Annotated in this window: 21 protein-coding genes and 1 riboswitch; of the genes, 10 read left to right on the top strand and 11 right to left on the bottom strand. The window is 47.6% G+C overall.

What is annotated here, in order from left to right; genetic code table 11:
- Positions 1-99 precede the first annotated feature (99 nt).
- A complete protein-coding gene (ltrA, locus tag ACZ5R2_RS07440; protein ID WP_464901665.1) occupies positions 100-1,383 on the bottom strand; it encodes a group II intron reverse transcriptase/maturase in 1,284 nt (427 codons plus the stop codon).
- Between the two features lie 204 nt (positions 1,384-1,587).
- Between ltrA and ACZ5R2_RS07435 the strand changes: the two genes are divergently transcribed.
- On the top strand, positions 1,588-2,202 hold the full coding sequence (locus ACZ5R2_RS07435) for a hypothetical protein (RefSeq protein WP_464919431.1): 615 nt from the start codon (positions 1,588-1,590) through the stop codon (positions 2,200-2,202).
- Here ACZ5R2_RS07435 and htpX read toward each other — a convergent pair.
- Positions 2,187-3,059 (bottom strand): protease HtpX, encoded by an 873-nt coding sequence (gene htpX, locus ACZ5R2_RS07430; protein WP_464901663.1) that lies wholly within the window; start codon positions 3,057-3,059, stop codon positions 2,187-2,189. The genes ACZ5R2_RS07435 and htpX overlap by 16 nt on opposite strands.
- Positions 3,060-3,392: 333 nt before the next feature.
- Between htpX and ACZ5R2_RS07425 the strand changes: the two genes are divergently transcribed.
- Positions 3,393-3,566 carry a hypothetical protein gene (locus tag ACZ5R2_RS07425; protein WP_464901662.1) on the top strand — a complete coding sequence of 58 codons (174 nt, stop codon included), beginning with the start codon at positions 3,393-3,395 and terminating at the stop codon, positions 3,564-3,566.
- 55 nt (positions 3,567-3,621) lie between these two features.
- On the opposite strand, the gene bioD is transcribed toward ACZ5R2_RS07425, so the two are convergent.
- From bioD to bioB, 4 genes are read right to left on the bottom strand one after another with little or no spacing between them, the layout of a single operon-like run.
- Positions 3,622-4,302, bottom strand: a complete 681-nt coding sequence (gene bioD, locus ACZ5R2_RS07420) for a dethiobiotin synthase (RefSeq protein WP_464901661.1) — start codon at positions 4,300-4,302, stop codon at positions 3,622-3,624.
- Complete coding sequence (gene bioC / locus ACZ5R2_RS07415; protein ID WP_464901660.1) at positions 4,295-5,098, bottom strand: malonyl-ACP O-methyltransferase BioC; 804 nt, start codon at positions 5,096-5,098, stop codon at positions 4,295-4,297. Before bioC ends, bioD begins: the two co-directional genes overlap by 8 nt.
- An 11-nt stretch (positions 5,099-5,109) precedes the next feature.
- Positions 5,110-6,255 carry an 8-amino-7-oxononanoate synthase gene (gene bioF, locus ACZ5R2_RS07410; RefSeq protein WP_464902333.1) on the bottom strand — a complete coding sequence of 382 codons (1,146 nt, stop codon included), beginning with the start codon at positions 6,253-6,255 and terminating at the stop codon, positions 5,110-5,112.
- Positions 6,248-7,300 (bottom strand): biotin synthase BioB, encoded by a 1,053-nt coding sequence (gene bioB, locus ACZ5R2_RS07405; protein WP_464901659.1) that lies wholly within the window; start codon positions 7,298-7,300, stop codon positions 6,248-6,250. Before bioB ends, bioF begins: the two co-directional genes overlap by 8 nt.
- 127 nt (positions 7,301-7,427) lie before the next feature.
- Here bioB and bioA point away from each other — a divergent pair, with 127 nt between their 5' ends.
- Complete coding sequence (bioA, locus tag ACZ5R2_RS07400; protein ID WP_464902332.1) at positions 7,428-8,705, top strand: adenosylmethionine--8-amino-7-oxononanoate transaminase; 1,278 nt, start codon at positions 7,428-7,430, stop codon at positions 8,703-8,705.
- Positions 8,706-8,767: 62 nt separating this feature from the next.
- Here the strand turns inward: bioA and ACZ5R2_RS07395 are convergent, their stop codons facing one another.
- Positions 8,768-9,817 carry a porin gene (locus tag ACZ5R2_RS07395; RefSeq protein ID WP_464901658.1) on the bottom strand — a complete coding sequence of 350 codons (1,050 nt, stop codon included), beginning with the start codon at positions 9,815-9,817 and terminating at the stop codon, positions 8,768-8,770.
- A 515-nt stretch (positions 9,818-10,332) separates the two neighbouring features.
- On the opposite strand from ACZ5R2_RS07395, the gene dinG reads away from it, so the two are divergent.
- From dinG to rsmS, 4 genes are read left to right on the top strand one after another with little or no spacing between them, the layout of a single operon-like run.
- Positions 10,333-12,408 carry an ATP-dependent DNA helicase DinG gene (gene dinG, locus ACZ5R2_RS07390; protein ID WP_464901657.1) on the top strand — a complete coding sequence of 692 codons (2,076 nt, stop codon included), beginning with the start codon at positions 10,333-10,335 and terminating at the stop codon, positions 12,406-12,408.
- Positions 12,409-12,425: 17 nt separating this feature from the next.
- Positions 12,426-13,196 (top strand): sulfite exporter TauE/SafE family protein, encoded by a 771-nt coding sequence (locus ACZ5R2_RS07385; RefSeq protein ID WP_464901656.1) that lies wholly within the window; start codon positions 12,426-12,428, stop codon positions 13,194-13,196.
- A gap of 30 nt (positions 13,197-13,226) precedes the next feature.
- Complete coding sequence (locus tag ACZ5R2_RS07380) at positions 13,227-13,775, top strand: primosomal replication protein (RefSeq protein ID WP_464901655.1); 549 nt, start codon at positions 13,227-13,229, stop codon at positions 13,773-13,775.
- The gene (rsmS, locus tag ACZ5R2_RS07375; protein WP_464901654.1) at positions 13,775-13,948 is read left to right on the top strand and encodes a pleiotropic regulatory protein RsmS; all 174 of its coding nucleotides are present in this window, start codon (positions 13,775-13,777) and stop codon (positions 13,946-13,948) included. The genes ACZ5R2_RS07380 and rsmS overlap by 1 nt, the downstream gene beginning before the upstream one ends.
- A gap of 98 nt (positions 13,949-14,046) precedes the next feature.
- Here the strand turns inward: rsmS and ACZ5R2_RS07370 are convergent, their stop codons facing one another.
- Together ACZ5R2_RS07370 and ACZ5R2_RS07365 are read right to left on the bottom strand one after the other, a co-directional pair.
- The gene (locus ACZ5R2_RS07370) at positions 14,047-14,940 is read right to left on the bottom strand and encodes a sulfite exporter TauE/SafE family protein (protein ID WP_464901653.1); all 894 of its coding nucleotides are present in this window, start codon (positions 14,938-14,940) and stop codon (positions 14,047-14,049) included.
- Between the two features lie 124 nt (positions 14,941-15,064).
- Entirely contained in the window at positions 15,065-16,294 is a 1,230-nt protein-coding gene (locus ACZ5R2_RS07365) for a multidrug effflux MFS transporter (RefSeq protein WP_464901652.1), read from the bottom strand.
- Between the two features lie 91 nt (positions 16,295-16,385).
- Here ACZ5R2_RS07365 and ACZ5R2_RS07360 point away from each other — a divergent pair, with 91 nt between their 5' ends.
- Entirely contained in the window at positions 16,386-17,279 is an 894-nt protein-coding gene (locus ACZ5R2_RS07360) for a LysR family transcriptional regulator (RefSeq protein WP_464901651.1), read from the top strand.
- A gap of 105 nt (positions 17,280-17,384) precedes the next feature.
- Here ACZ5R2_RS07360 and ACZ5R2_RS07355 read toward each other — a convergent pair whose 3' ends face one another.
- The gene (locus ACZ5R2_RS07355) at positions 17,385-18,974 is read right to left on the bottom strand and encodes a Na+/H+ antiporter NhaC family protein (protein WP_464901650.1); all 1,590 of its coding nucleotides are present in this window, start codon (positions 18,972-18,974) and stop codon (positions 17,385-17,387) included.
- Between the two features lie 113 nt (positions 18,975-19,087).
- Positions 19,088-19,287, bottom strand: a riboswitch (Lysine riboswitch).
- Positions 19,288-19,890: 603 nt separating this feature from the next.
- On the opposite strand from ACZ5R2_RS07355, the gene ACZ5R2_RS07350 reads away from it, so the two are divergent.
- Positions 19,891-20,301, top strand: a complete 411-nt coding sequence (locus ACZ5R2_RS07350; protein WP_464901648.1) for an H-NS family histone-like protein — start codon at positions 19,891-19,893, stop codon at positions 20,299-20,301.
- Between the two features lie 185 nt (positions 20,302-20,486).
- Here the strand turns inward: ACZ5R2_RS07350 and sohB are convergent, their stop codons facing one another.
- Positions 20,487-21,548, bottom strand: coding sequence for a protease SohB (gene sohB / locus ACZ5R2_RS07345; protein ID WP_464901647.1), 1,062 nt, complete (start codon positions 21,546-21,548; stop codon positions 20,487-20,489).
- A 414-nt stretch (positions 21,549-21,962) separates the two neighbouring features.
- Here sohB and ACZ5R2_RS07340 point away from each other — a divergent pair, with 414 nt between their 5' ends.
- Positions 21,963-22,706, top strand: coding sequence for a YciK family oxidoreductase (locus ACZ5R2_RS07340; protein WP_464901646.1), 744 nt, complete (start codon positions 21,963-21,965; stop codon positions 22,704-22,706).
- Positions 22,707-22,770: the final 64 nt, after the last annotated feature.

Here is a 22,770-nt window from a genome sequence, read left to right as displayed (position 1 = left end):
AGGTTGATTTTGCTTAGGTATAGAAGAAACATCGAGTAGGGTGAGGCGTTACCGCCTCATCCCTCTCACAGAACCGCACGTACGGACCTCGTATACGGCTCATGCACATTTCCATTCAGCATATTCGCTGAACACATACCCTGTTCTAACATGATCAAGGTTGACCAGACCAAGGTCGTTGAACCATTGGTTTGGCATCGCAAGACTCGCTAAAGGGCTTAACGAGTTTCTCCAGTTCGTCATATTGATAAACTTAAACGGCGGACTATAGCCTAACTGTTTTAGCCTACGGTGTAGCCGTGTCGGTTTCTTCCACAGTCTTAACTGGATACTTCTCAGCCTTCGTCTTACCCAACCTGCTATACGCCTGAACTCCTTGCTACTATTGGCTATCCTGAAGTACTGGCTAAAACCCCTCAGTACTAGATTGAGATCTGATATCACCTGACTCACTGGTTTTCCACCACTGCGCTTGGTCATCTGCTTTAGCTTCTCTTTCAGCGCTGACAGTTTCTTCGTTTGAATACGGGTATATCGACTCCCGATTTCTACACCAAGGAACTTCACTCCCTCATCGCTATGCGCTATGTGGGATTTGCTCTGATTGACGCTAAGCTTCAGATCGCTTTCCAGTATTTTACTCGCCTGACATAACACATTCTCTGCACCCTTTCGACTACGACAGAAGATCAGTATGTCATCTGCATAGCGAACGATACGGTGACCTCGTCTGCGCATCTCTTGGTCGAATGTATCCAGATAGATATTCGCTATCAAGGGACTTATCACCCCTCCCTGCGGACTGCCTATTTCTGTCTGCTGCCTGTAGCCATCTATCATCACACCACTTTTTAGCATCTGATTAATCAGTGCCAGTACGCTGCTATCTGTGACACGCTTTCGGATGCTCTTTAAGATCAGCTCATGATCGAGCTTGTCAAAGCACTTTGATAAGTCCATGTCCACCACATGCTGTAGACCGTATCGGCGTATAAACATCGTGGCTTTGTTGATAGCATCGTGACAACTTCGTTTTGGACGGTATCCAAAGCTTGATGGATGGAACCGCTCTTCGAAGATGGGAGTGAGGATATCATTCAAGACTTGTTGAACGACTCTATCCCGAACTGTCGGGATACCAAGGAGTCTTACTCCTCCTCCGTCTTTGGGGATCTCTACCCGCCTGACTGGCTGAGGGGAATACTGCTTGGTTTTAAGCTCCAGAAGAAGTAAGTCGAGGTTATCACTCAGATTTGAGGCGAAGTCACTCAGGCTCTGCTTATCTATTCCAGCCGCGCCTTTTGCTTTCTTCACTTTGATAAATCCTTTGTACAGGCGACGTTTACTTAATAAGTGCCCATACAAACTGTAATAAACTCTCAAAGTCTCATCTCTTCCTTCGGTTTGTGCGCTGTGTGGGGGCGCGATATTTCTTCTTCGTGTCGGTTTATTTCACTTCACTCTTTAGCCTTCTAGCTCAAGGGCAATCTACTAAAGTTCATCAAAGCTACTCCCATGTACGGTTTCTCATTTCAGTCGATTATTTCCATAACTGACCAAGCTGGAATACCCCGATAGCGAACCGGTTTGGGTACCACTAAAAAAAAAACATCTGCTCATCACAGACTTAAAATGTACTTCATCCCTTCGCAGCGCTGGATTGCTTTTGGCAACCTGCACTCCATCAGACATATTGCTGATGATCTGCTTGGTTTTGTCCTCCACACCATTACTGGCTTTCACCGGCCAAGCTTTACTCACTACTACGGATTCATCTGCCACCTCACACCAACGCTGAGCTTGGCTTTCACCTTGATTCAGCGCTTCCGGCATTTGCCCGGATGTGGTGCCAGGCTTCCCCAGTTACTGCACTGGCTCCCTGTTAACAATGCCACCCTCAAGCACAGCTTAGGTCTGACTGAGTATCGGGCTTCGCGCTATTTTGCACGCTTACCCACCAAAGCTGCCGAAACAGGGGGGACGCCTAGTCTTCACTTACGTTGTGTACTGTTAACTTCCTATCGCTTCCTTCAGACCCTGCCGTTGGCCAGCAACGCCCTTGCGATTCAGATTATCTTCCCCTCAGTCGGGGTGATTCAGGTTTCTTTCAACCTGACGGGTTTGCCAGCTTCGCTGGGCAAACAAAAAACCGAGCACTTGGCTCGGTTTCGTTTAAAAGGGGTGAATCAGTATTGCTGTTGACGCAAAGCATCAATACGCTTGTCTAGCGGTGGGTGACTCATCAGCAGCTCACTTAGTGAGCGCTTGCCGTTGATACCAAAGGCCATCATCGAACCCTCAAGTTGCGGCTCATGACTTACCTTAAGTCGCTCCAATGCTGCAATCATCTTGTGCTTACCTACGAGCTGTGCGGCGCCCGCATCGGCGTGGAATTCACGATGACGGCTGTACCACATGGTAATAAAACTCGCTAGGAAACCAAACACCAACTCGAGCACCATGGAGATACCAAAATACACCATCATATTGGTGCCACCCTGCCCCTCGTCATCGCGACTTGATGCAACGATGTTGGCAATAAAGCGAGACAAGAAAATCACAAAGGTATTCACAACGCCTTGCATCAGAGTCATGGTGACCATATCGCCATTTGAAATATGGCTTACCTCATGTGCCAACACGGCCTCGGCTTCATCACGCGTCATATTGTGTAATAGACCGGTCGATACAGCAACAAGCGAGTCATCACGCTTGGCGCCTGTTGCAAATGCATTGATATCTGGAGAATCATAGATCGCCACTGTCGGCATACCGATACCAACTTGCTGTGCTTGGCGGGACACCGTCTCAAGTAGCCAGTGCTCCGTTTCGTTGCGCGGACTTTCGATCACCATGCCCCCAACAGAGCGCAGTGCCATGCTCTTAGACATCATCAAAGAGATAAGTGCACCACCAAAACCAAAGACGGCGGCCATGATAAGTAGCCCAGAGAGACTACCAGGCTGCATGCCAGTGACTGCATAGACAATGTTAAGTACAACGCTTAGGACTAGCACCACCGCCAGGTTCGTTGCTAGAAAGAGTAATACGCGTTTCATTCATTTCTCCACTGGAAAACGTGATTCGATTATCACTTGAGGTTACTTAAGTATATATAGTCTAATTTTTTGACTTGAAGGTTAAGAGCTAAATTGAAACATTTTGTAGATTACGTAACTTATTGTTAACAGTGGTATTTCCTTGAGAGCCTCTCAACATAAGCACAACAAGGGCTTACAACAGATTGAGATCTCCGTCAAAAAACTCAAAACTGCAACAACAATTAATTAACATTACACAAATAGTATTAGACCATGGTCGTATTGAGATAGGGTCAAGCAGGGTTTAAATTGCCAAATGAGGCTTAAGGAAAACAAAATAAGGATAATAGGATGTCACAAGTAAACAACGAGTATCAGATGGCCATTGACCTACTATGCTGTCACTTAGGTCTTTCGGAAAATGAAGCAAAGCAACAGCTAGGCTTGCCTACTGTTAACGACGATAAAGACCAACAGATTGCTGAGACACAGTTTGCGCTAATGGGGCTTGCTCGCGAGCAATGATGGCTGGGTATTGCAGATAAAAAAGCCAGAGACTCAGCTCTGGCTTTTTTGATCACTACTTTTGTAGTGGCGTTAAATCAATGTACTTACCCAAGTTCTTGCGTTTCGGGTTAGGTGTGTACGGGATCTCCCCCATCTTAGGAGCTGGGATGCGAGTTTCAAGGCACTTGATCATCTCGGAGTAATTCTCCGCCCCCGGGTTGACTCGGTTAGCTACCCAGCCGACAATCTCAAGGCCATCGGCAATAATGCTTTCTGCCGTCAACATAGCATGACTCAAGCAACCGAGCTTGATACCGACCACCAACACGACCGGCAGTTTCTCTTGCTGCACCCAACTCGAGTATGACTCGTGGTCATTAACTGGCACGCGCCAACCACCTGCGCCCTCAACTAACACCACATCAGAATTTTGCTTGTGTTGCTCAAGTTTTTGCGAAATCAAGCTGAAATCAATCGCAACATTCTCTGCTTTTGAGGCGATGTGTGGCGAAGCTGGCAACAGGAATGGATAAGGATTAACGTCTTCATAGCTCACCTCAACCGTCGAAACGGAGTGCAAATGACGAGCGTCTGAGTTGCGTGGTCCCAATTCAGTCTGTTCACTACCCGCAGCCACAGGCTTGTATCCGATGGTGCGCTTCCCCTGAGCATTCAGTGCTTGCAAAATAGCTTTTGACGCGACGGTTTTGCCGACATCAGTATCTGTACCAGCGATAAAAAAAGCATCAATCATGCTGTATAACCCCTAAACAAACTTGATAAGTTGCAGGTAATAGACCTTCCTGACTTCTAAACTCTTGGTAAGCCGACTCGACTTGGCGCAGGGTTTGACGGCTAGTCAGGCCCTGCCCGCGCCCCGCTACATGGGTTGCACCAATCCCCTTAAGGTCTCTCATCACGGCTAAGGCCGATGAGTACCACATTACAATGGTCGGCAAGTCTAGTGCATTATGAGTGCAGCTCGCTTGAGCTAACGCAACTTTTACCTGATTGTAGGTGATAAATTGATTTATGTGTTGACACTGGTCCACTTGCGCCCATGCGGCTTCCAGCTCACACAAGGTTCCTTTGAGCAAAGTGCTAAAGACGATCAATCCACCAGGTTTGGTCACACGACGCGCTTGGCAGAGCGGGACACTGAGATCACGACACCACTGCAACGCTAGACTGGAAAATACCACGTCAAACTCACCATCGGAAAATGGCAAAGATTCAGCATCAACCCGGATAAAACTAGCACGCGGGCTAGTACAGCGCACTTGCGCTCTACGCAACATATGACTGGACAAGTCAGCGCACACCACCGTTGCCCCGCGATTGAGCAGTTGAAGAGAGAAGTACCCTGTCCCGCAGCCTAGGTCGAGTACCCGCATACCACGCATGTCCGCAGGCAGCTGAGCCATTAGACGCTGACCCACGTCCCGCTGTAATTGTGCGTGAGTATCATAGGTTTGCGCTGCACGGCCAAAAGCCTCAGCAATCGCATTCTTGTCATCAAAAGTATCGCTACTAGAAGAGACTGCCCCCATTAAGCGGCTCCTTATTGTTGTATCGCTTGACGCAGTCCTGCTGCCAAGGTTTTGATTTGCTTGATTGTATGGTTGGCTGTCAGGGTGATGCGCAGTCGCGCTGTATTGGTTGCAACCGTTGGTGGACGAATTGGGGTCACCCACAGGCCTTGTTGCCGAAGGTAATCAGCCATCGCCACTACGCGGGTACTTGAGCCAACAACAAAGGGTTTGATCGGCGTAGACGTGGCGCGATACTCATTCAGATCCTGTAACTCTTTATGATACAGGGCCGATAGCTCACCAAGCTTGTCTCGACGCCACTGCTGGGAGCGAATCATGCTAATCGCATGCGTTGTAGCGTGTGCCTGCGCTGGCGGCATCGCCGTCGAATAGACGTGATGACGAGCAAATTGGGTCAAATAGTCACCGAGCATTTCGCTACACAAGATTGCTGCCCCGGATAAGCCAAAAGCCTTGCCAAATGTGACCACCAAGATGTCCGGATGCACCCGCGCTGCGCTGCAACTGCCACGGCCTTCTTCACCCAACACTCCGACACCATGGGCATCATCGACCATATACCAGGAATGTTCACCACACGCGGCCTCAATATCAACCAAAGGGGCACAGTCGCCATCCATGCTAAACACCCCCTCCGTCACGACTAGGTTGACGCAATCTTTCCTCAGCATGGGTTGGAGATGAGAGATATCGTTGTGGCGAAAACGGCGCATCGTCGCCGGCGACAAGATCCCTGCCTCGATAAGCGAGGCGTGATTGAGTTTGTCTTGGATCACTCGGTCGCCCGGTTGTAATAGGCTAAATAGCACTGCTTGGTTAGCACTAAAGCCACTGCTAAACAAAATCGCCCTGTCATAGCCTAGCCAATCACACAAGGCGCTTTCGAGATTTTGATGTGCATGACTAAACCCCGTCACCAAAGGTGACGCAGCACTGCCTGAGCCATAGATGCTTAGCCCCTGCTGCCAAGCCTTAAGTAACTCAGGGTCATGAGCGAGACCAAGATAATCATTACTGGAAAAATTGAAAAATCGCCGACCATCACACTCAAGTTCGGTTTGATTACCAGCGATCACAGGTTGCAATGCTCGACTAAGCCCTGCCTCTCTACGCGATTGCAGTGCTTTATCAATGCGCTGCGCAAACTTAGACACTGGCATCGTAGAACAGATCGTCTTTGCCCGGCCTGGCTGTCACTCGCTCAGCAACACGCTCAAGCAGCTCACTCGCTTGAATCTCGTCAGGCTTTTGCACGGCCGGCTCTCGGTTGATCCCAAGCTTGGCAAATAGCTGCAAGTCCTTATCCTCACTTGGGTTTGGGGTAGTAAGCAGCTTACAGCCGTAGAAAATCGAATTCGCCCCTGCCAAAAAACACAAAGCCTGCATCTGAGGGTTCATATTTTCTCGCCCTGCCGATAGACGTACCGCCGATTTCGGCATCATGATGCGCGCCGCTGCAATCAAGCGCACAAAATCAAAAGGATCAATCTCCTCAGCCTCTTCTAGTGGCGTACCTTTAACCTTAACCAGCATATTGATTGGCACGCTCTCGGGTTGGGTAGGCAAGTTAGCCAGCTCTACCAGTAATCCGGCTCGGTCATCGTGATTTTCACCCATGCCAATAATCCCGCCGGAGCAGATTTTCATGCCCACATCGCGAACGTGGGCGAGCGTGTCCAACCGATCTTGATAAGTACGAGTGGTAATAATTTTGTCGTAGTACTCGGCAGAGGTGTCGAGATTATGATTGTAGTAGTCGAGTCCGGCCTCAGCTAGGGTCTGTGCTTGGTCTGGTGTCAACATACCGAGCGTCATACACGTCTCTAACCCCAGTGCCTTGACCCCTTTGATCATATCGGTAAGCATCGGCATATCCCTTTGCTTTGGGTTCTTCCACGCCGCGCCCATACAAAAACGGGTTGACCCCGCGGCTTTGGCTTTCTGCGCCGCCTGCAGGACATTGTCGACTTGCATAAGTGGTTCATTACTGACATCGGTCGTATACCGAGCACTTTGCGGGCAATACTTACAGTCCTCTGGGCAGGCACCTGTTTTGATCGAAAGCAGCGTACTGACTTGAACCTGATTCGGTTGCTGAAAGTGCCGATGAACCTGCTGTGCTTCAAAAACTAAGTCCATAAACGGCTTAGCCAACAGTGAATGGACTTCCTCTACTGTCCAATTGTGACGAACTTGCAAAATGAATCCTTTTGATTTTAATCCGATTGTTGGTTAGTCTACCTCGACCTTTTTTGGTGTCAACCTCGTTTAACTTAACGAGGTTGACATTAGCTTACTTTTCAATCACCAGGAAATATTCATGGCTATGGATCTCGCCTTTGACCGCCAGCATCTCTGGCACCCCTACACATCAACAATATCACCTCTGACCTGCTACCCCGTCGTGAGTGCGCATAGTGTCAGCTTAATCTTAGAAGACGGTACCGAACTGATCGATGGCATGTCATCATGGTGGGCTGCGATCCATGGTTATAATCACCCTGTGCTCAATGCAGCTGCACATCTGCAAATAGACACCATGGCACATGTGATGTTTGGCGGGATCACCCATCAGCCCGCCATTGATGTCGGCAAAAAGCTGCTAGAACTTGCCCCTGATAGCCTGGAACACATTTTCCTAGCTGATTCGGGCTCGGTGGCGGTGGAAGTTAGCCTTAAGATGGCGCTGCAATACTGGCACGCCAAAGGCCAATCTCGGCCCAAATTTCTCACCCTAAGCCACGGCTATCACGGCGACACGTTTGCTGCGATGTCAGTGACCGATCCTGACAACTCAATGCACTCGCTCTATAAAGGCTTTTTACCCGAGCACCTGTTTGCTCAGTCGCCAAGATGCCGCTTTGGCGGCGATTGGGATCCTGAAGATCTCAATGATTTTCACTGCAAGCTCGCCGACCATCATCACCAGATTGCCGCGGTTATCCTTGAGCCTATCGTCCAAGGGGCTGGCGGAATGCGTATTTATCACCCTAATTATCTGCGCGGCGTCAGGGATCTATGCGATCGTTATGGCGTGCTATTGATCTTAGACGAGATCGCCACTGGATTTGGCCGTACCGGCAAAATGTTTGCTTGTGAGCACGCAGGCGTTGTGCCAGATATCATGTGTGTCGGCAAAGCGCTGACCGGGGGCTATATGACCCTGTCAGCGACCTTAACCAGTCGTGAGGTCGCCAATACAGTTTGCGGCGGCGAAGCAGGGTGTTTTATGCATGGGCCGACCTTTATGGCTAACCCACTGGCTTGCTCAGTCGCAAACGCAAGTTTGGGGATACTCTTGCAAGGAGAGTGGGAAAAACAGGTCGCTAGTATTGAGCAGACATTTGCTCAGCTTTTACCTAAACTCCGGGTCTACCCTCAAGTAAAAGATGTCCGCTGGTTAGGGGCAATTGGCGTGGTTGAGACACATTCGAGCGTCAATATGGAGGTGATACAGTGTCACTTTGTTGAAAAAGGGGTGTGGATACGTCCGTTTGGAAGGCTGATTTATGTGATGCCGCCATTTGTTAGTCAAAGAGAAGATATAGCTAGGTTGGTAGAGGCTATTGCTCGCGCAGTCGAAAAACCGTGTTGTTTTGCTTAATGGATTCCCATAATAAAAATGGGCTCGGTCAGTGCCGAGCCCTATTAACATTACTGTTTAGATTACCAGTAGAAACGCGCACCGATAGCAAAATTGCTTTCACCATCAGCTGTAGTGAAACCAACTACGGTCTCAGAACCTTTGTTGCTGTAGCCTAGTGTCGTACCATCAGCGTAAGCATATTCTGCATAAGTGCGTGCCCAGCTATTGAAGCGGTGTTCCAAGCCTAGGTAGATAAGCGTGCCATCACCATCTACAATGTCAGCGCCAGATGCTGATTGGTCGACAAACTCATAACCGCCGTATAGCGCAGTCTTTTCTGTTGCCTGGAAGATGCCAGCCAGTGAAAACGCATTTTCTTTTACCGTCAGCGATGAGTCTTTGCGCTCAACCTCAGCGTTGTAGTAGGTAAATCCGATTAAGTGATCACCTAAGGCGTACTCAGTCGTTAGCTCAAAGTAAGTATTTTGCAGGTCAGCCTTAACATCTTTTGGTGCATCAGTGTCAGATTTATCTTCGCCAACTACATGTGCATAGTCACGGTTAACACCCGCACCAACGTGAAGGTTTAGAGCACCAAACTCTGTACCAGCAAAAATTTCATACAAGTCTTGGTTTGATTCGTTCTCGTTTAGACCCCAGCTACCCTGTACCCAAAAGCTGTCAGCCGTGTAGTTGTATTTCACTTGTGAATCATGCAATGCGTCACTTAGTGTACGGTCACGCAGCGCCGTACCACCGAAGAAATAAGAGTAATCAGCACCATAGATATCCTCACCCGTAGTCCACTGCTTACCAAACTTAATTGTGCCAAAATCACCTGCAAAACCAAATTCATGCAAACGTACATTAACATCTTTATTGTCACGTACACCCACTTCAACCTTGCCCAGAACATCTACAGAGCTTGATAGGGCGTGACTACCATCAATACCCATGCGTGATGAACCTGAACTCAAATCTGCCTTATGATTATCTGCATCTTTGAACTTAAGCTCAGTACGCAACTGACCGTAAAAGTCAATCGCACTGTCATCCGTTTTGTAGATTTCTGCTGCATTTACTGACGTTGCTGCTGAAGCAACAACTAATGCTAGTAAGGTTTTTTTCATAATTTCCACTGCCTTTTCTTAGTATGGGATACCGATCCTGGTTCCCTTTTTAGTTTTATTGGCGCCAATTCATGCTCTTAGTGGCATGATATTCGCGCCGTTAAATGTCTAACGGCAGAGTGCAAAAGATAAATATTTATGTCAAACCCGACCAAAGAGATGTCAAAAAAGATAAATATCGATAGTTTTCAGACACTTAAATGATTTTGCATTTTTTACATCAACTTCTCTTTCATCATCTCATGGTTATTTAGTAACCAGTTGAAACATCTCAAATTTAGAACAAACTACTGATAATTAGAGCAGTTAACCTATCATTGCAAAATTGCAAACTTTGTTAACTTTAGTTTGCAACATTTCATTTTCATTACTCTTCTCCTGACTTAACGCTGTGTTGTTACTAGGTGTTTTTGTGATCTAGATCACATTTATTGCAAGCAACACAACTCTAGTGTTTATTACCTGATAGCCAGTCAAATGTGCTAGACTCGCCGGTTCACTCAACAGGACCCCATATGCTGACACCAAACATCCAAAAATCGATTCGTACGAGCTATCAAAACCTTCAGGCTCAGCTTGATAACTTTGTCCCGCGCCGATCACAGAACTATCTGGTTGCCGAGATCGCGAAATCACTCTGCGGGGAGTACCATAAATCGACACGCATGATTGTGGCTGAAGCAGGAACGGGGATTGGTAAGTCTCTGTCATATTTGATGGGCGCTATTCCTGTTGCGGTGCTGAATAACCGTAAAGTGGTGATCTCAACCGCGACCGTGGCACTTCAAGAGCAGTTGATTAACAAAGACCTGCCGCTCTATCGACGTATTACCGATCTCGATTTCGAATTTATTCTCGCCAAGGGGAGACAACGCTACTGTTGTGCCGAAAAACTTGCCGTCGTCTCTGGCGAAGATGGCGGGCAAACCGCCCTGTTTGAGAGCAAGCCAAAAGCAAAAGATGTCGAACTGCTGGCTCGCTTGCACAAAGCCTTGAGTGAGGGTAAGTGGGATGGTGATCGTGATAGTTGGCCCAAGCCGATTAAAGATGAGCTGTGGAAGCTGATTGTTAGCGATAAACACTCTTGCAATAACAGCTTACCAGCACACCGTGGCTGTCCATTCTCAAAAGCGCGTGCTGATTTGGACAAGGCGGATGTGATCATTGCCAACCACAGCCTAGTAATGGCCGATGCGGACCTCGGCGGCGGCATCATCTTACCCGAGCCTGAGAACACCATTTATGTGTTTGACGAAGCACACCATCTGCCTCATGTGGCTCGTGAGCACTCATCAGCAGCGGCGAGCCTGAAAGGCGCCGCAACTTGGCTGGAGCGTCTGAATCAGGTCATCACCAAATACGCCAGTTTGGCCGATGAAAAGCGCGCAGCTCGGTTTAGAAACGACCTGCAGGAAGCGATTCAAACGATCATCCCGACCTTAACTCAAATGCCTAAGCAATTTGATCCGGCTCATTTTGATGAGGGTATCTATCGCTTTGAAAACGGTGAACTGCCGACTTGGCTGTTTGAGGAGGCAAAGGGGCTCAAGAGCAGCACGCAAAAGCTAGCGCAGTCTACTGGTAAGATCGCCGATCTGATCTCAGAGCGAGTAAAAGATGGCGAGCTGGCATCAAGGCTCGCCGAGCCTGCCTTGGCCGAACTCGGCTTTTACATTCAGCGCTGTGACAACCTTGCTCAGGTTTGGTCTTTAATGGCAGAGCCGTCGCGTGAGAAAGGCGCACCGCTTGCCCGCTGGCTTGAACTCAACCCAGATCGTGAGGGTGATTTCATCGTCTCCGTGTCACCACTCGAGGTTGGCTGGCAGCTTGACCAACAGATATGGAGTCGCTGTATTGGTGCGGTGGTCACCTCTGCAACCCTTAGGGCGCTCAATCAATTTAGCTATTTTTGTCGCCAGGCCGGGATTAGTGAACGTGCGGAAGATGGGGTTAAATTCTTGGCGCTGGCCTCGCCCTTTGACTACCCAAATCAAGCTGAGCTGATCATCCCGGCAATGAAGTACGAACCTTCAGCGCCTCAATTTACCGAATATCTTATAGATATTGTGCCTAAGTTAATTGAAGACAAACAGGCTAATTTGATTCTATTCTCGTCTTACTGGCAGATGAATCAGGTAGCGGAGAAGCTCGCGACCCTGTTCACTAAAAAGGGCTGGGCACTACAGGTTCAAGGCGATGCATCAAGGGCTGAAATTCTAAAAAAACATAAAACCTTGGTCCAATGCGGTAAAACCAGCGTGCTATTTGGTACTGGCAGCTTTTCAGAGGGTTTGGACCTACCCGGTGATGAGTTGACTAACTTGATCATTACCAAGATACCGTTTGGCGTTCCAACCTCACCGGTGGAGCAAGCTCACTCGGAGTATATCGAACGCTGTGGTGGCAATCCCTTTATGCAGATAGCGGTCCCCGAGGCGAGTAAAAAGCTGATCCAATCTGTTGGGCGACTGCTGCGTAAAGAGGCCGATTCTGGTAAAGTCTACCTGCTTGATCGCCGCGTGGTTTCAAAGCGTTACGGAAAATCTCTCTTGGACTCATTACCTCCGTTTAAGCGCACAATACACAAATAAACAATAAGAAAGAAGTTATGGAATTTTTAGAACCGAGTGTGTTAGCCCTACTCGCGCTGGTGGCATTCGTTGCGGGATTTATTGATGCGGTTGCCGGTGGTGGTGGTATGCTCACCGTCCCAGCCTTGCTATCGATAGGCCTGCCGCCGCATATCGCACTAGGTACCAACAAACTGGCTGCATCTTTTGCCTCGTCGACGGCCGCCTTTACCTATTACAAAAAGAATTTATTCGAACCAAGCTTTTGGATTCCGGCTTTTATCGCCACTTTAATTGGCGCAATATCCGGTACCTTGGTCGTAGACGCCATCAGTACTGAATGGCTAGAAAAAGCGCTACCTTTGGTGATCTTAATGACGGCGGTCTACACCTTGTGGCCGAAGTCGCAAAATGCCAATCAAAATACGCTGCCAGCGAAGTGCTCTAAAGTAAATAAGAAGCAGTATCTGCAAGGATTTACCCTTGGCTTTTATGACGGTGTTGCAGGTCCCGGCACCGGTGCATTTTGGACAGTGAGCTCCATGGCACTATACCGCTTGAATATTTTGCTTGCCTCTGGGCTTGCCAAGGCAATGAACTTCACCAGTAACTTTACCTCTCTGGTGACCTTTGCCCTTCTCGGTCATATTAACTGGCTGCTAGGCTTAACCATGGGCGTTTGCTTGATGTTGGGGGCCTACGTCGGTGCACATTCAGCGATACGCTTTGGCGCTGCATTTATCCGCCCCGTTTTCGTTACCGTTGTGATCGTGCTCGCCGTCAAACTGGCGATTGATGCATGGTTTTAAGTCAGTCTTTGATCAGCATAGGTAATTTTCATGGTTGAAATGGAAAAAGTCGACAGCTTGTTAGACGAGCTCGCACAGCAAGCTGCCCAAGTCGACCGACACAGGGGGGAACACCACCTGCCGCTGTTTGATGAGCGGCTGTTTCAATCCCGTTCTAGATTGTTGGTACCTTGCGTTGCAGAAACCCGATCCATCGTCAACTCTATTCGCCGTGAACAAGAGGCAGGACTACTCACTCAATTGCGAGCCGAATACCTTACCGAGCGCTTGATCAGCCAAATCGCCGCGATTCAGCGTGAGCTCTCCACGGTTAAGATTCGCTCAAGAGAACCCAAGCACTCGAGCTATTTTCGCAAGCCGATCAACGTGCTTTATCAAGAGCTGGCACAGCACCAGGAGTGGGAAAGACGCTTGCATGAGATGGTGCTAGACAAACAGCGCGCATTAAACACTGCCCCAGCGTTTTATCAGCAACAAGCCCAGCAAGCGCTGCTCACTGCTGAGCAGAGGCTTGAGCGTTGCCGGAGCGCCAAGCTCAAAATTGAACGACAAATTACTTATCGCGAGAAGCACCAATAATGACGACAGATACCCAGCCAAATAATGGTCTTGAACAGGCACCTGAAGACATCAAGCTTGCAGTAGACCTGATTTTTCTACTTGAGAGTAATGACATTGACCCAGAGGTTGCATTGAAAGCGCTAGAGATTGTGCGCAATGATTTGCTGCGCAAGGTTGCCAAAGAGGGCTAATACCTCGCTGGAAATCATTGGTTAAAAAAAGGGAAATGCGCGAGCGCATTTCCCTTTTTTATTATCACTTGTTTAACGCGACCAGCCTGTACCAGCGCTTATTGCGCAGTAACAGCCTTAGCTGACTCTTCCTTACCTGCCAACCATGAACGAAACATAGTAATTGAGGTATAGAGCACGACAAAGGCAACCAGCCACGCGAGCGTGTCGAGATCTAACGACTTAACAATCAATGCGGCGATAAGGACGGCAATAGGACCTGTGATCGCCACAGAGAGGGCCGCGCGGGTATTCAGTGCTCGACGCTGGATAAAGCTGCCTGCAGAAAAGAAACACAGAAACGCACACGATCCCATCATAATTGGAAACGCCGCAATCGGGTTCATGCCCAGCAAATAGATCATCGTCATACATGGCGCATACAAACCAATTCCCACGGTCATCAGGGCGCCAAAGATAAAGTTACCGATAATGGCCACAATCAGTTTTGTCCCTGACAGTCCCATCTCTGTGCCACCAAGGGGCATCAGCTCAAGACGACCGGCAAACATGAGTAACGCGACGACAAGCAGAGCACAGCCCATAATTAAACGAATCATTTGGCGATCAAGTCCGGCAACCAAACGGGCTCCAATCGTCGCACCAACACAAGCCGACGCAATCAGACTCAAGAGTGTCGTAATATCGACCTCAACTGCGGTAAGAAAGATCAGCGATTGAACCACAGTAGCGAGGGCGGCTTGCGCGTTTAAGGTGCCGGGCAAGTCTTTGTCATCAACTAATTTAAACTGTTTGTAGCCAGCGGTTTTAATCGCAAAGCTGCCAACACCTAAGGTGTCACAGAAGTTGGCAAAAGCACCAATTGCGCCCACTGCGACTACATTGGTCGTTTGCTCTGTGTGGCGCTTGGCTCGCCATGCTTGCACCAGCATGAAGATAAAGGTCAGACCGCCAATAATCAGACCAGCCTGAAGAAGGGTTAACACGCTCATTTTATGTCGCCGTATAGTAAAAAACGCGCGATTTTAACCACAATTTGGCGACTGTGCCACGTAATAAACCAACTTTTACTCTTTAGGCTAATTACATTAACAAATCTCTAGCAACACTTTGTTACTAGATATGCTCATTATTGTAATCGTCTAACTTCTCTTCGCCGCCCAATATAAACTGATAGAGGACTCTCGAGGACAAAAAGAACAGCATCAACCCGGCACAGACTAGGTAAAAGCGTCCAAGGCTAGCTTGATCAACTACCCAAACTTCAACCAGTACTGCAGCCATAAGACCTGCTAGGATCATTTGCACCGAACCTGACAGGGCCGAGACCGCACCCGCCTGTTGTTTATGCGGGGTGAGCAGCAGCGATATTGAGATAGGAAAGGACAGCCCTTGAGCAAAGGCAAAACCAGTAAAAGCAATCACCAGGCTATGAGCGCTAGGGGTACTCGCTAACAGCCACACACCCGCGATAGACACAATCCCCATTGCTAAGGCAAGCAAGTACTGTGAGCTTAGATGACGGTTGAGAACATTAAGGGCAATGGTGCCGGCCAATAGGCCCAGTGAAGGAATAAGCATCACGCTACCATACTGGGCAACTGTCATACCATGCACAGTCTGCATTAAGAACGGCAATAGGCTTAGCGTGACCACTGCGCCAGAGAATGTAATCCAGTTGTAGCTTGCGCTTTGAATCACCTGCCAGTTGACCATCAGCTTGGCATAATTCACCGCCACTGTGCCTGGTTTAAATCGCTTTTTTGCATATGGTAAGGTCTCTGGCAGTACTCGCCAGCCAAGGCCAATAATCACAGCAAGATAAACCAATACAGCCGCAAAAACAGATTGCCAACCAAACTCAAAGGCCAACCACCCTCCCAAGACCGGAGCGACAATAGGGATAATTGATGCGGTCACCGATATATAAGACAGAGCCTTGGTTAACTGGGCACCATCGTAGCTGTCTCTGAGCACGGTGCGACCAAGCACCGAGGCACTTCCTGCTCCCAAGCCCTGTAATAGACGACCCACCACCAGCGCCAAATAGCTGTCTGCTAATGTTAGACAGACCAGGGTTCCCAAGATATAAATCCCCTGGCCGATAAAGAACACAGGGCGACGACCGATGGCGTCTGATAACGGACCATAAAACAACTGTGAGCCACCAAAGCCAATCAGAAACAGCGTCACCACCAACTGGATGTCCGTTGAACTCACCACCAATGAGTCGCTCATCAGTGGCAGTGAGGGTAAGTAAATACTCACACCAACTTGGCCAGTTGCAATGATCATCATCGCTAACAGCATCGGGGTAGGATTAAATGAGGGGTTATTTTTATTCATGCCCGTAGTCTATATTATTGTTTCAACTGTGATAATTGGGCATTATGGAAACTGATTAATTCCAACTAGGAAACAATAAACGGGGGACACCATGGACTGGATCGAGTGTGTCAATACATATATTAAGGTGGTTGAGGAAGGGAGCTTTAATGGCGCAGCTCGTCGGTTGAACACCACAAGCTCGGCGGTGAGTAAGCGTGTGAGTTGGTTGGAAGACAAGATAGGGACTCAACTATTGCGTAGGACTACCCGCTCTTTATCGCAAACAGAGGCTGGGGTGTTGTTTTATCATGGCAGTCGAAAGTCGATTGAAGGCTGGCAATCTCTGGTCGATGAAACTCGCTCACTGAGCGCATCCCCCAAGGGCTTGCTTAAAATTGGCGCGACGGTTGCAGTGGGCTCTAAGTTTCTTGTGCAGTATTTAAACGAGTTTCTAGAGCTTTATCCTGATATTCGTATCCAGCTAATCACCACAGTGCCTGGCCAAATTCCCGAGATGAACCTCGATGTGTTTATTTCTCGTGAATTAGAGCAACTTAATTCACTCAGTGTGAGACAAACACCACTGTTAGAACGCCAAGTCGGCCTCTATGCTGCGCCACGCTATATCGAAAAGTATGGTCAGCCCGAGTCCCTTGAGGATCTACAACATCATAATGTGTTGATTTGGGGCGAGCGCCCCGAGCGAGAATACCGTGTCTTAAACAACAAGCGTCTGCTGGTTAGTGGTAACTTCTCTACCACCAATCCAGAAGCCCTTTTTTATGCAGGAAAGGCAGGGATGGGGATAATGATCGTCAGTGAATTTATGATTGAGCATGAGGTAAAGAGGGGTCAATTGGTTCGCCTCCTACCCGATATTAGTGCCGAGGAACAAACTGTCTATGCATACTACCCCAAGCTTGATTACGAGCACACTCGTACTCGATTATTCGTTGACTACCTTAAACAGCGCTTGGTCACCGCTCATATCGACCCAAGCTAATTTAATAGACTCTTTAACTTGAGGTCACTTGGGTATAGAAGTCATAAATAACAAAAACGCCGCTCGACAATATCAAGCGGCGTTTAGCGTTACGTTTTTACCAAATTACGCTTTCGCGCAGCTTGCCATCTTAGACTTAGACATTGCTGATAGAGCAAAGCATACCGCAACAAAGGCGACTGCCGTTGCAACAAATGAGATTGCGATCGAAGAGCTAAAGCCTAGCGTGATGTAACCAACTGCTGAGATCACAGCCACTGATACCGCATAGGGCAGCTGAGTCGCTACGTGGTCAATGTGGTTACAACGTGCACCTGTCGAAGACAAAATGGTTGTATCCGAGATTGGTGAGCAGTGGTCGCCAAATACCGAACCACCAAGTACGGCGCTTAGCATTGGTAGCATCAGGGCGATGTCCGTCGCTGCTGCCATATCACCAGCGATTGGTAGCATGATGCCAAACGTACCCCAAGAAGTACCGGTCGAGAAAGCCATGACACCCGCCAGCAAGAATAGAATAACCGGTAACCATTGTGGACCAATATTGCCTTCTACCAGTGTCGACAGGTAGCTACCTGTGTTCATATCACCGATAACCGTACCGATTGTCCATGCAAACACCAGGATCAGGATCGCACCAAACATCGACTTAGCACCTACCCAAAGTGCATGACCGATTTCAATCGCTGGCATGCCTTGTTTGAATACCGTCACAAGAGCGACAACCAGACCGATCACGCCGCCGTAGATCAGCGAGCGACCCACATCGGTGTTCTCAAAGGCACCAAGAAGGCTGAAGGCCTCGCCTTCCGCGGCAAGCTCTGAGCCGCCAGTATAGAGCATGGCAACTACCGTGGCTGCGATAAGCGCGACGATAGGTAGGATTAGATCCGATACTTTACCGTTTTCACTTGGCTCAATACCAAGGTCTTCGTTGAGCTCTTCTTTTGCTGACTTGTCGTCTTCAAAGCCATGGCCTTGTGAGGCCTCAATCTCATGCTTACGCATTTGACCAACGTCAAGTTGGAACCAAACCACGGCAAAGACCATCAATAGCGCAAATACCGCGTAGAAGTTCATCGGGATCATGCGCACATAAGCGCCGATTGCAGAGTATTCAGTTACACCATGAGAGACCAAGATACCTGCAACGATCGTCATGATGTAAGCACCCCAACTTGAAGCTGGCATGAGTACACACATAGGTGCTGCAGTTGAATCAAGGATATAAGCCAGCTTAGAGCGTGATACGTAGTAGCGATCGGTAACCGGGCGAGAGATCGCGCCGACTGCTAGGCTATTAAAATAGTCGTCAATAAAAATGAATACGCCTAGAAATGCCGCTAGAAGCTTAGAGCCACGCTTGCTCTTAACTCGAGACTGAGCCCACTCTGCAAAAGCACGAGTTGCACCAGAAAGGGTTAGCAATGCGGTCATCATGCCAAGAAGCACAAGGAAGCCAACAATACTCATATTCCACTCGTTGACACCGCCGTCTTCAACAAACACACTTGAGACTACCGAACCTACGTAGCCTGCAGATGCTGACAGAGAGTAGCCGTTAAGCAGCAGCGCACCAAGCACAGTACCAACACCAAGAGAGAGTAATACGCGACGGGTTACAATCGCTAATGTGAGAGCTACCAAGGCTGGTATTAATGACATCGGGGACGATGCAAAATCGATTAAATTCATGATCTTCAAAAACCAAATTCATTGTAGTTATGTGGTCAGAGATCTACTGTAGTGAAACCAGCACCGATAAGTGATGGCTAGAGATAAGAAAGGTCGGCGAAAGCCCAACCCAACCCCACAGTAGCGCTCCATAGTAATTTCTACCCCACATACCTTGTGAGTATAGACTATGGCAGTGTTGCGTCTTTCGAGCGCAACCCCAGCAAACTGCCTTGATGAGCAAGTCTACTTCGGCGATAGAGCCTTTCACGTGGGTTCATTGGCATCACCCCAACCAACGCTACTGATCTACTATCGCGCCTCTACCGCTTGAGCTTTAAAATTAATCACCTCACAAACAAGAATTTGCAACAGATTTAACATGCTCAAGCATTAGGTGCGGGTCATTCTACTTATGGAATTTTGATTTGCAACACATTATACCTAGATAACTGTCACATCGCCTAAGAGGCGCACCTAGCGTGCTACAGATGCGAAACCTTCCCCAAACCTTCAATTAACCAATGGTCAACTTGAGGCAAAACCTTAGTAGCTGATAGCGTCACACAAGCGTGATCTAGATCACGCTGCAGTGAAAGCTGCAGGATATTCCCTACTTTTGTTAAAAAAAGAATATTTTTAGCCATATGATTTGTTTTGCGACATTTTGAACAAAAACCACTCAAAAGATAAGATAAAAAAGTCACTAAAGGATGTTTTAGTGCATAAGTTCACTACTGTGGGAACAATTTTTAGACTCTAGTGTCAATAAATGAAGCAATTATTCTAACTTTTGCGACAATAAAAGCGCGATTTAGATTGCGAAATTTTAATCTTCCTATAGTATGCGCGAGCATATTGTCTATATATTATTGTCACACTCTAATATTGGGTATATGATATTTAATGTTGACTTAATTAATTAATGGGAAGAGTCATGTCGGAACTAACAAAAACACTACTTAATATCCGTAGTCTTCGTGCCTTCGCACGTGAACTAACTCTAGAGCAACTTGAAGAAGCGTTAGAAAAATTTACCCTTGTTGTCGATGAACGCCGCGACGCGGCAGAAGCTGAGCAAGCAGCAAAAGCAGAACAAGAAGCAAAACTTGCTGCTATTGCCGAGCAAATTTCTAAAGATGGTATCGACGTTGAAGCATTAATTTCTGCGTTGTCTGGTGAAGCGACTAAAACTAAGCCAAAAGCCAAACGCGCTCCTCGTCCAGCAAAATACAAATATGTCGATGCGTCGGGTGAAGAGAAAACATGGACAGGCCAAGGCCGCACTCCATCTGTTATCCAAGCTGCGCTGGATGAAGGCAAGTCTCTAGAAGACTTTGCAATCTAAACTTTCAAGTTTCACTTGATATGAAAAAAGGCTCATTTATGAGCCTTTTTTAGTATTTTGTGCATGCAATTTGGTATGTGAACCAAATAAGTAATATTTACTTATTTCTGACAAAAGACCAACAATAGTGAGTTAGGACCCTGAAGGCTATGGCAACTCACATTGTAGCCCTAAGTATCTTGGGGTTATACAATCGGTTTTTGAGCACGCTGAATAAGTTTTAGTAAAACATTATCCGCCACTTCACCGGCAACGCCTACCAACTTGTCTGCCAATTTTTTCTTCTGTACATATTGAATCTGTAGCACGGTTTTGTCTTTACATGCTGCCACAATAATATCGTCAGAGGTGGTAATTTCGTCTACTAGACCTTTGTCTTTTGCGGTGGTACCAAACCAATGCTCACCCGTTGCAACGCTTGATAGATCAAGCTGTGGGCGACGTTGGCGAATATAATCTTTAAACAAGTCATGCGTTTCTTCAAGCTCTTGCTTAAACTTATCCCGAGCTTTATCGGTGTTTTCACCAAACATAGTCAATGTGCGCTTGTATTCACCTGCAGTTAGTTGCTCATATTCAATGTCATGCTTTTTTAGCAGTTTATTGAAATTGGGCAATTGGGCAATTACACCAATAGAGCCAACGATAGCAAAGGGAGCTGAGACTAATTTATCGGCAATACAAGCCATCATATAACCGCCACTTGCTGCGACTTTATCCACGGCAACAGTCAATGGCAGACCAGCTGCTTTAATTCTATCCAATTGAGAGGAAGCCAAACCGTAACCATGCACCATTCCCCCACCTGACTCTAGTCGAAGTAATACCTCATCCCCCTCTCGAGCCACCGAGATAATTGCGGTGACTTCTTCGCGCAGAGACGCGACTTCTTTAGCGTCAATACTGCCATGAAAATCAAGAACAAACAGATGTGGTTCACGCTTTGTATCTAGCTGCTTTTCTTTTTCAGCCTTTTTAATCTCTTTTTCGCGTGCCTTGTTCTTTTCTTTCTCAGCTTTATTCTCAGCTTTATCTCGAGCCTTGATAAAAGCAGCATCATGTAGATGATGTTCAAGTTGCTCGATGTTTTGCTTATAAGATTGGCTGAGGTCAGTGATCTCTAACTCACCTTTAGTTCTATTTTGCTTACCATTGACCGCCTTTGCTAACACTAATAACACAACGATAGCAATCACTATCGTGGCGATTTTGGCGAAAAATAGACCGTAGTCCAACAAAAATTCCAATATTCTTCCCTCTATCATATTTCAAATACCGACAAAACAGATCAGCTGTAAGCTTAGAACCAGATTGCACGACTAACTGTCTCACAACAGAGCAAACAAGATCCATCGGTGTCACCGTGTTCAATTAAGCCGAACGTAGTTATTGTTTTGTACTTTATTGTTAGGCTATTGTACTGTTCAGGAAGAAATAAACACAACTGACAATTATACTTAAGTAACTCAAAGGTGCGTTTTTGTTCATATTTGCTTGGTTAATTGGTGCCGAGGGCGAACAGATTGAATCTATCGCTTCGATCCCTACAGAAGACAACAAGCAAAGCAATCCTCCCGGTAAAGGAGAGCCAACGACCTCAAAAGTTACTTAGGGACTCACTACCTCATACTTGATTACACGACGTAATAGGGAATCGTATTTTGGATTACTTAGTCTCAGCTGATACATTAAAAAACAAGGTTATATTAGTTACCGGAGCAGGAGCAGGTATTGGTAAACAGGCCGCTCTGAGTTTTGCACAATATGGTGCCACGGTCATTTTACTTGGTAGAACAGTCGACAAGCTCGAAGCAGTTTACGATGAAATTGAGGCTGCAGGCTACCCACAGCCCGCCATTATCCCCTTGGATATGATGGGAGCGACTAAACAGAATTATCTCGACATGGCTGATACCATAGAGGGACAATTTGGCCAACTGGATGGGGTGCTGCACAATGCAGGCGCACTTGGTGTCCTGTGCCCATTTGATCAGATAGAAGAGAGCATGTTTGATGAAGTAATGCAGACCAACGTCAAAGCGGCCATGTTGATGACCCAGGCGCTGTTACCCCTATTAAAGAAAAGTGAAGATGGCCGACTAGTGTTTACATCTTCAACCGTCGGTCACCAAGGACGTGCATTCTGGGGGAGCTACTCTATCTCTAAATTTGCCACTGAAGGAATGATGCAAGTATTGGCGGATGAATACAGTGACTCCAACCTAAGAGTCAATGCAATTAACCCTGGTGGCACTCGCACAGGAATGCGCGCCAAAGCTTTTCCAGCCGAGGATGCCTCAGAGTTGAAAACGCCACTCGATATCATGCCCCTCTATCTGTATCTCATGGCACCAGAAGGACGAGACATACACGGTCAATGCATTGACGCACAGCCTAAAAATTAAAAAGGGGCGAGGATCGGGTTACACTTCGTTCCGAGGTGCGAAGAAAGGTGCGAGGGACGAGTTA

The organism is Vibrio sabulosilitoris (genome assembly GCF_055391395.1).
Note: the sequence above shows the minus strand (reverse complement) of the source record. Positions and strands in the feature narration are given on the sequence as shown.

What these genes read in the sequence shown, in the direction of transcription:
- htpX (WP_464901663.1), bottom strand. Translation starts at nt 3,059, where the DNA reads ATGAAACGCGTATTACTCTTTCTAGCAACGAACCTGGCGGTGGTGCTA.
- ACZ5R2_RS07425 (WP_464901662.1), top strand. Translation starts at nt 3,393, where the DNA reads ATGTCACAAGTAAACAACGAGTATCAGATGGCCATTGACCTACTATGC.
- bioD (WP_464901661.1), bottom strand. Translation starts at nt 4,302, where the DNA reads ATGATTGATGCTTTTTTTATCGCTGGTACAGATACTGATGTCGGCAAA.
- bioC (WP_464901660.1), bottom strand. Translation starts at nt 5,098, where the DNA reads ATGGGGGCAGTCTCTTCTAGTAGCGATACTTTTGATGACAAGAATGCG.
- bioA (WP_464902332.1), top strand. Translation starts at nt 7,428, where the DNA reads ATGGATCTCGCCTTTGACCGCCAGCATCTCTGGCACCCCTACACATCA.
- ACZ5R2_RS07395 (WP_464901658.1), bottom strand. Translation starts at nt 9,817, where the DNA reads ATGAAAAAAACCTTACTAGCATTAGTTGTTGCTTCAGCAGCAACGTCA.
- dinG (WP_464901657.1), top strand. Translation starts at nt 10,333, where the DNA reads ATGCTGACACCAAACATCCAAAAATCGATTCGTACGAGCTATCAAAAC.
- ACZ5R2_RS07385 (WP_464901656.1), top strand. Translation starts at nt 12,426, where the DNA reads ATGGAATTTTTAGAACCGAGTGTGTTAGCCCTACTCGCGCTGGTGGCA.
- ACZ5R2_RS07380 (WP_464901655.1), top strand. Translation starts at nt 13,227, where the DNA reads ATGGTTGAAATGGAAAAAGTCGACAGCTTGTTAGACGAGCTCGCACAG.
- rsmS (WP_464901654.1), top strand. Translation starts at nt 13,775, where the DNA reads ATGACGACAGATACCCAGCCAAATAATGGTCTTGAACAGGCACCTGAA.
- ACZ5R2_RS07370 (WP_464901653.1), bottom strand. Translation starts at nt 14,940, where the DNA reads ATGAGCGTGTTAACCCTTCTTCAGGCTGGTCTGATTATTGGCGGTCTG.
- ACZ5R2_RS07365 (WP_464901652.1), bottom strand. Translation starts at nt 16,294, where the DNA reads ATGAATAAAAATAACCCCTCATTTAATCCTACCCCGATGCTGTTAGCG.
- ACZ5R2_RS07360 (WP_464901651.1), top strand. Translation starts at nt 16,386, where the DNA reads ATGGACTGGATCGAGTGTGTCAATACATATATTAAGGTGGTTGAGGAA.
- ACZ5R2_RS07355 (WP_464901650.1), bottom strand. Translation starts at nt 18,974, where the DNA reads ATGAATTTAATCGATTTTGCATCGTCCCCGATGTCATTAATACCAGCC.
- ACZ5R2_RS07350 (WP_464901648.1), top strand. Translation starts at nt 19,891, where the DNA reads ATGTCGGAACTAACAAAAACACTACTTAATATCCGTAGTCTTCGTGCC.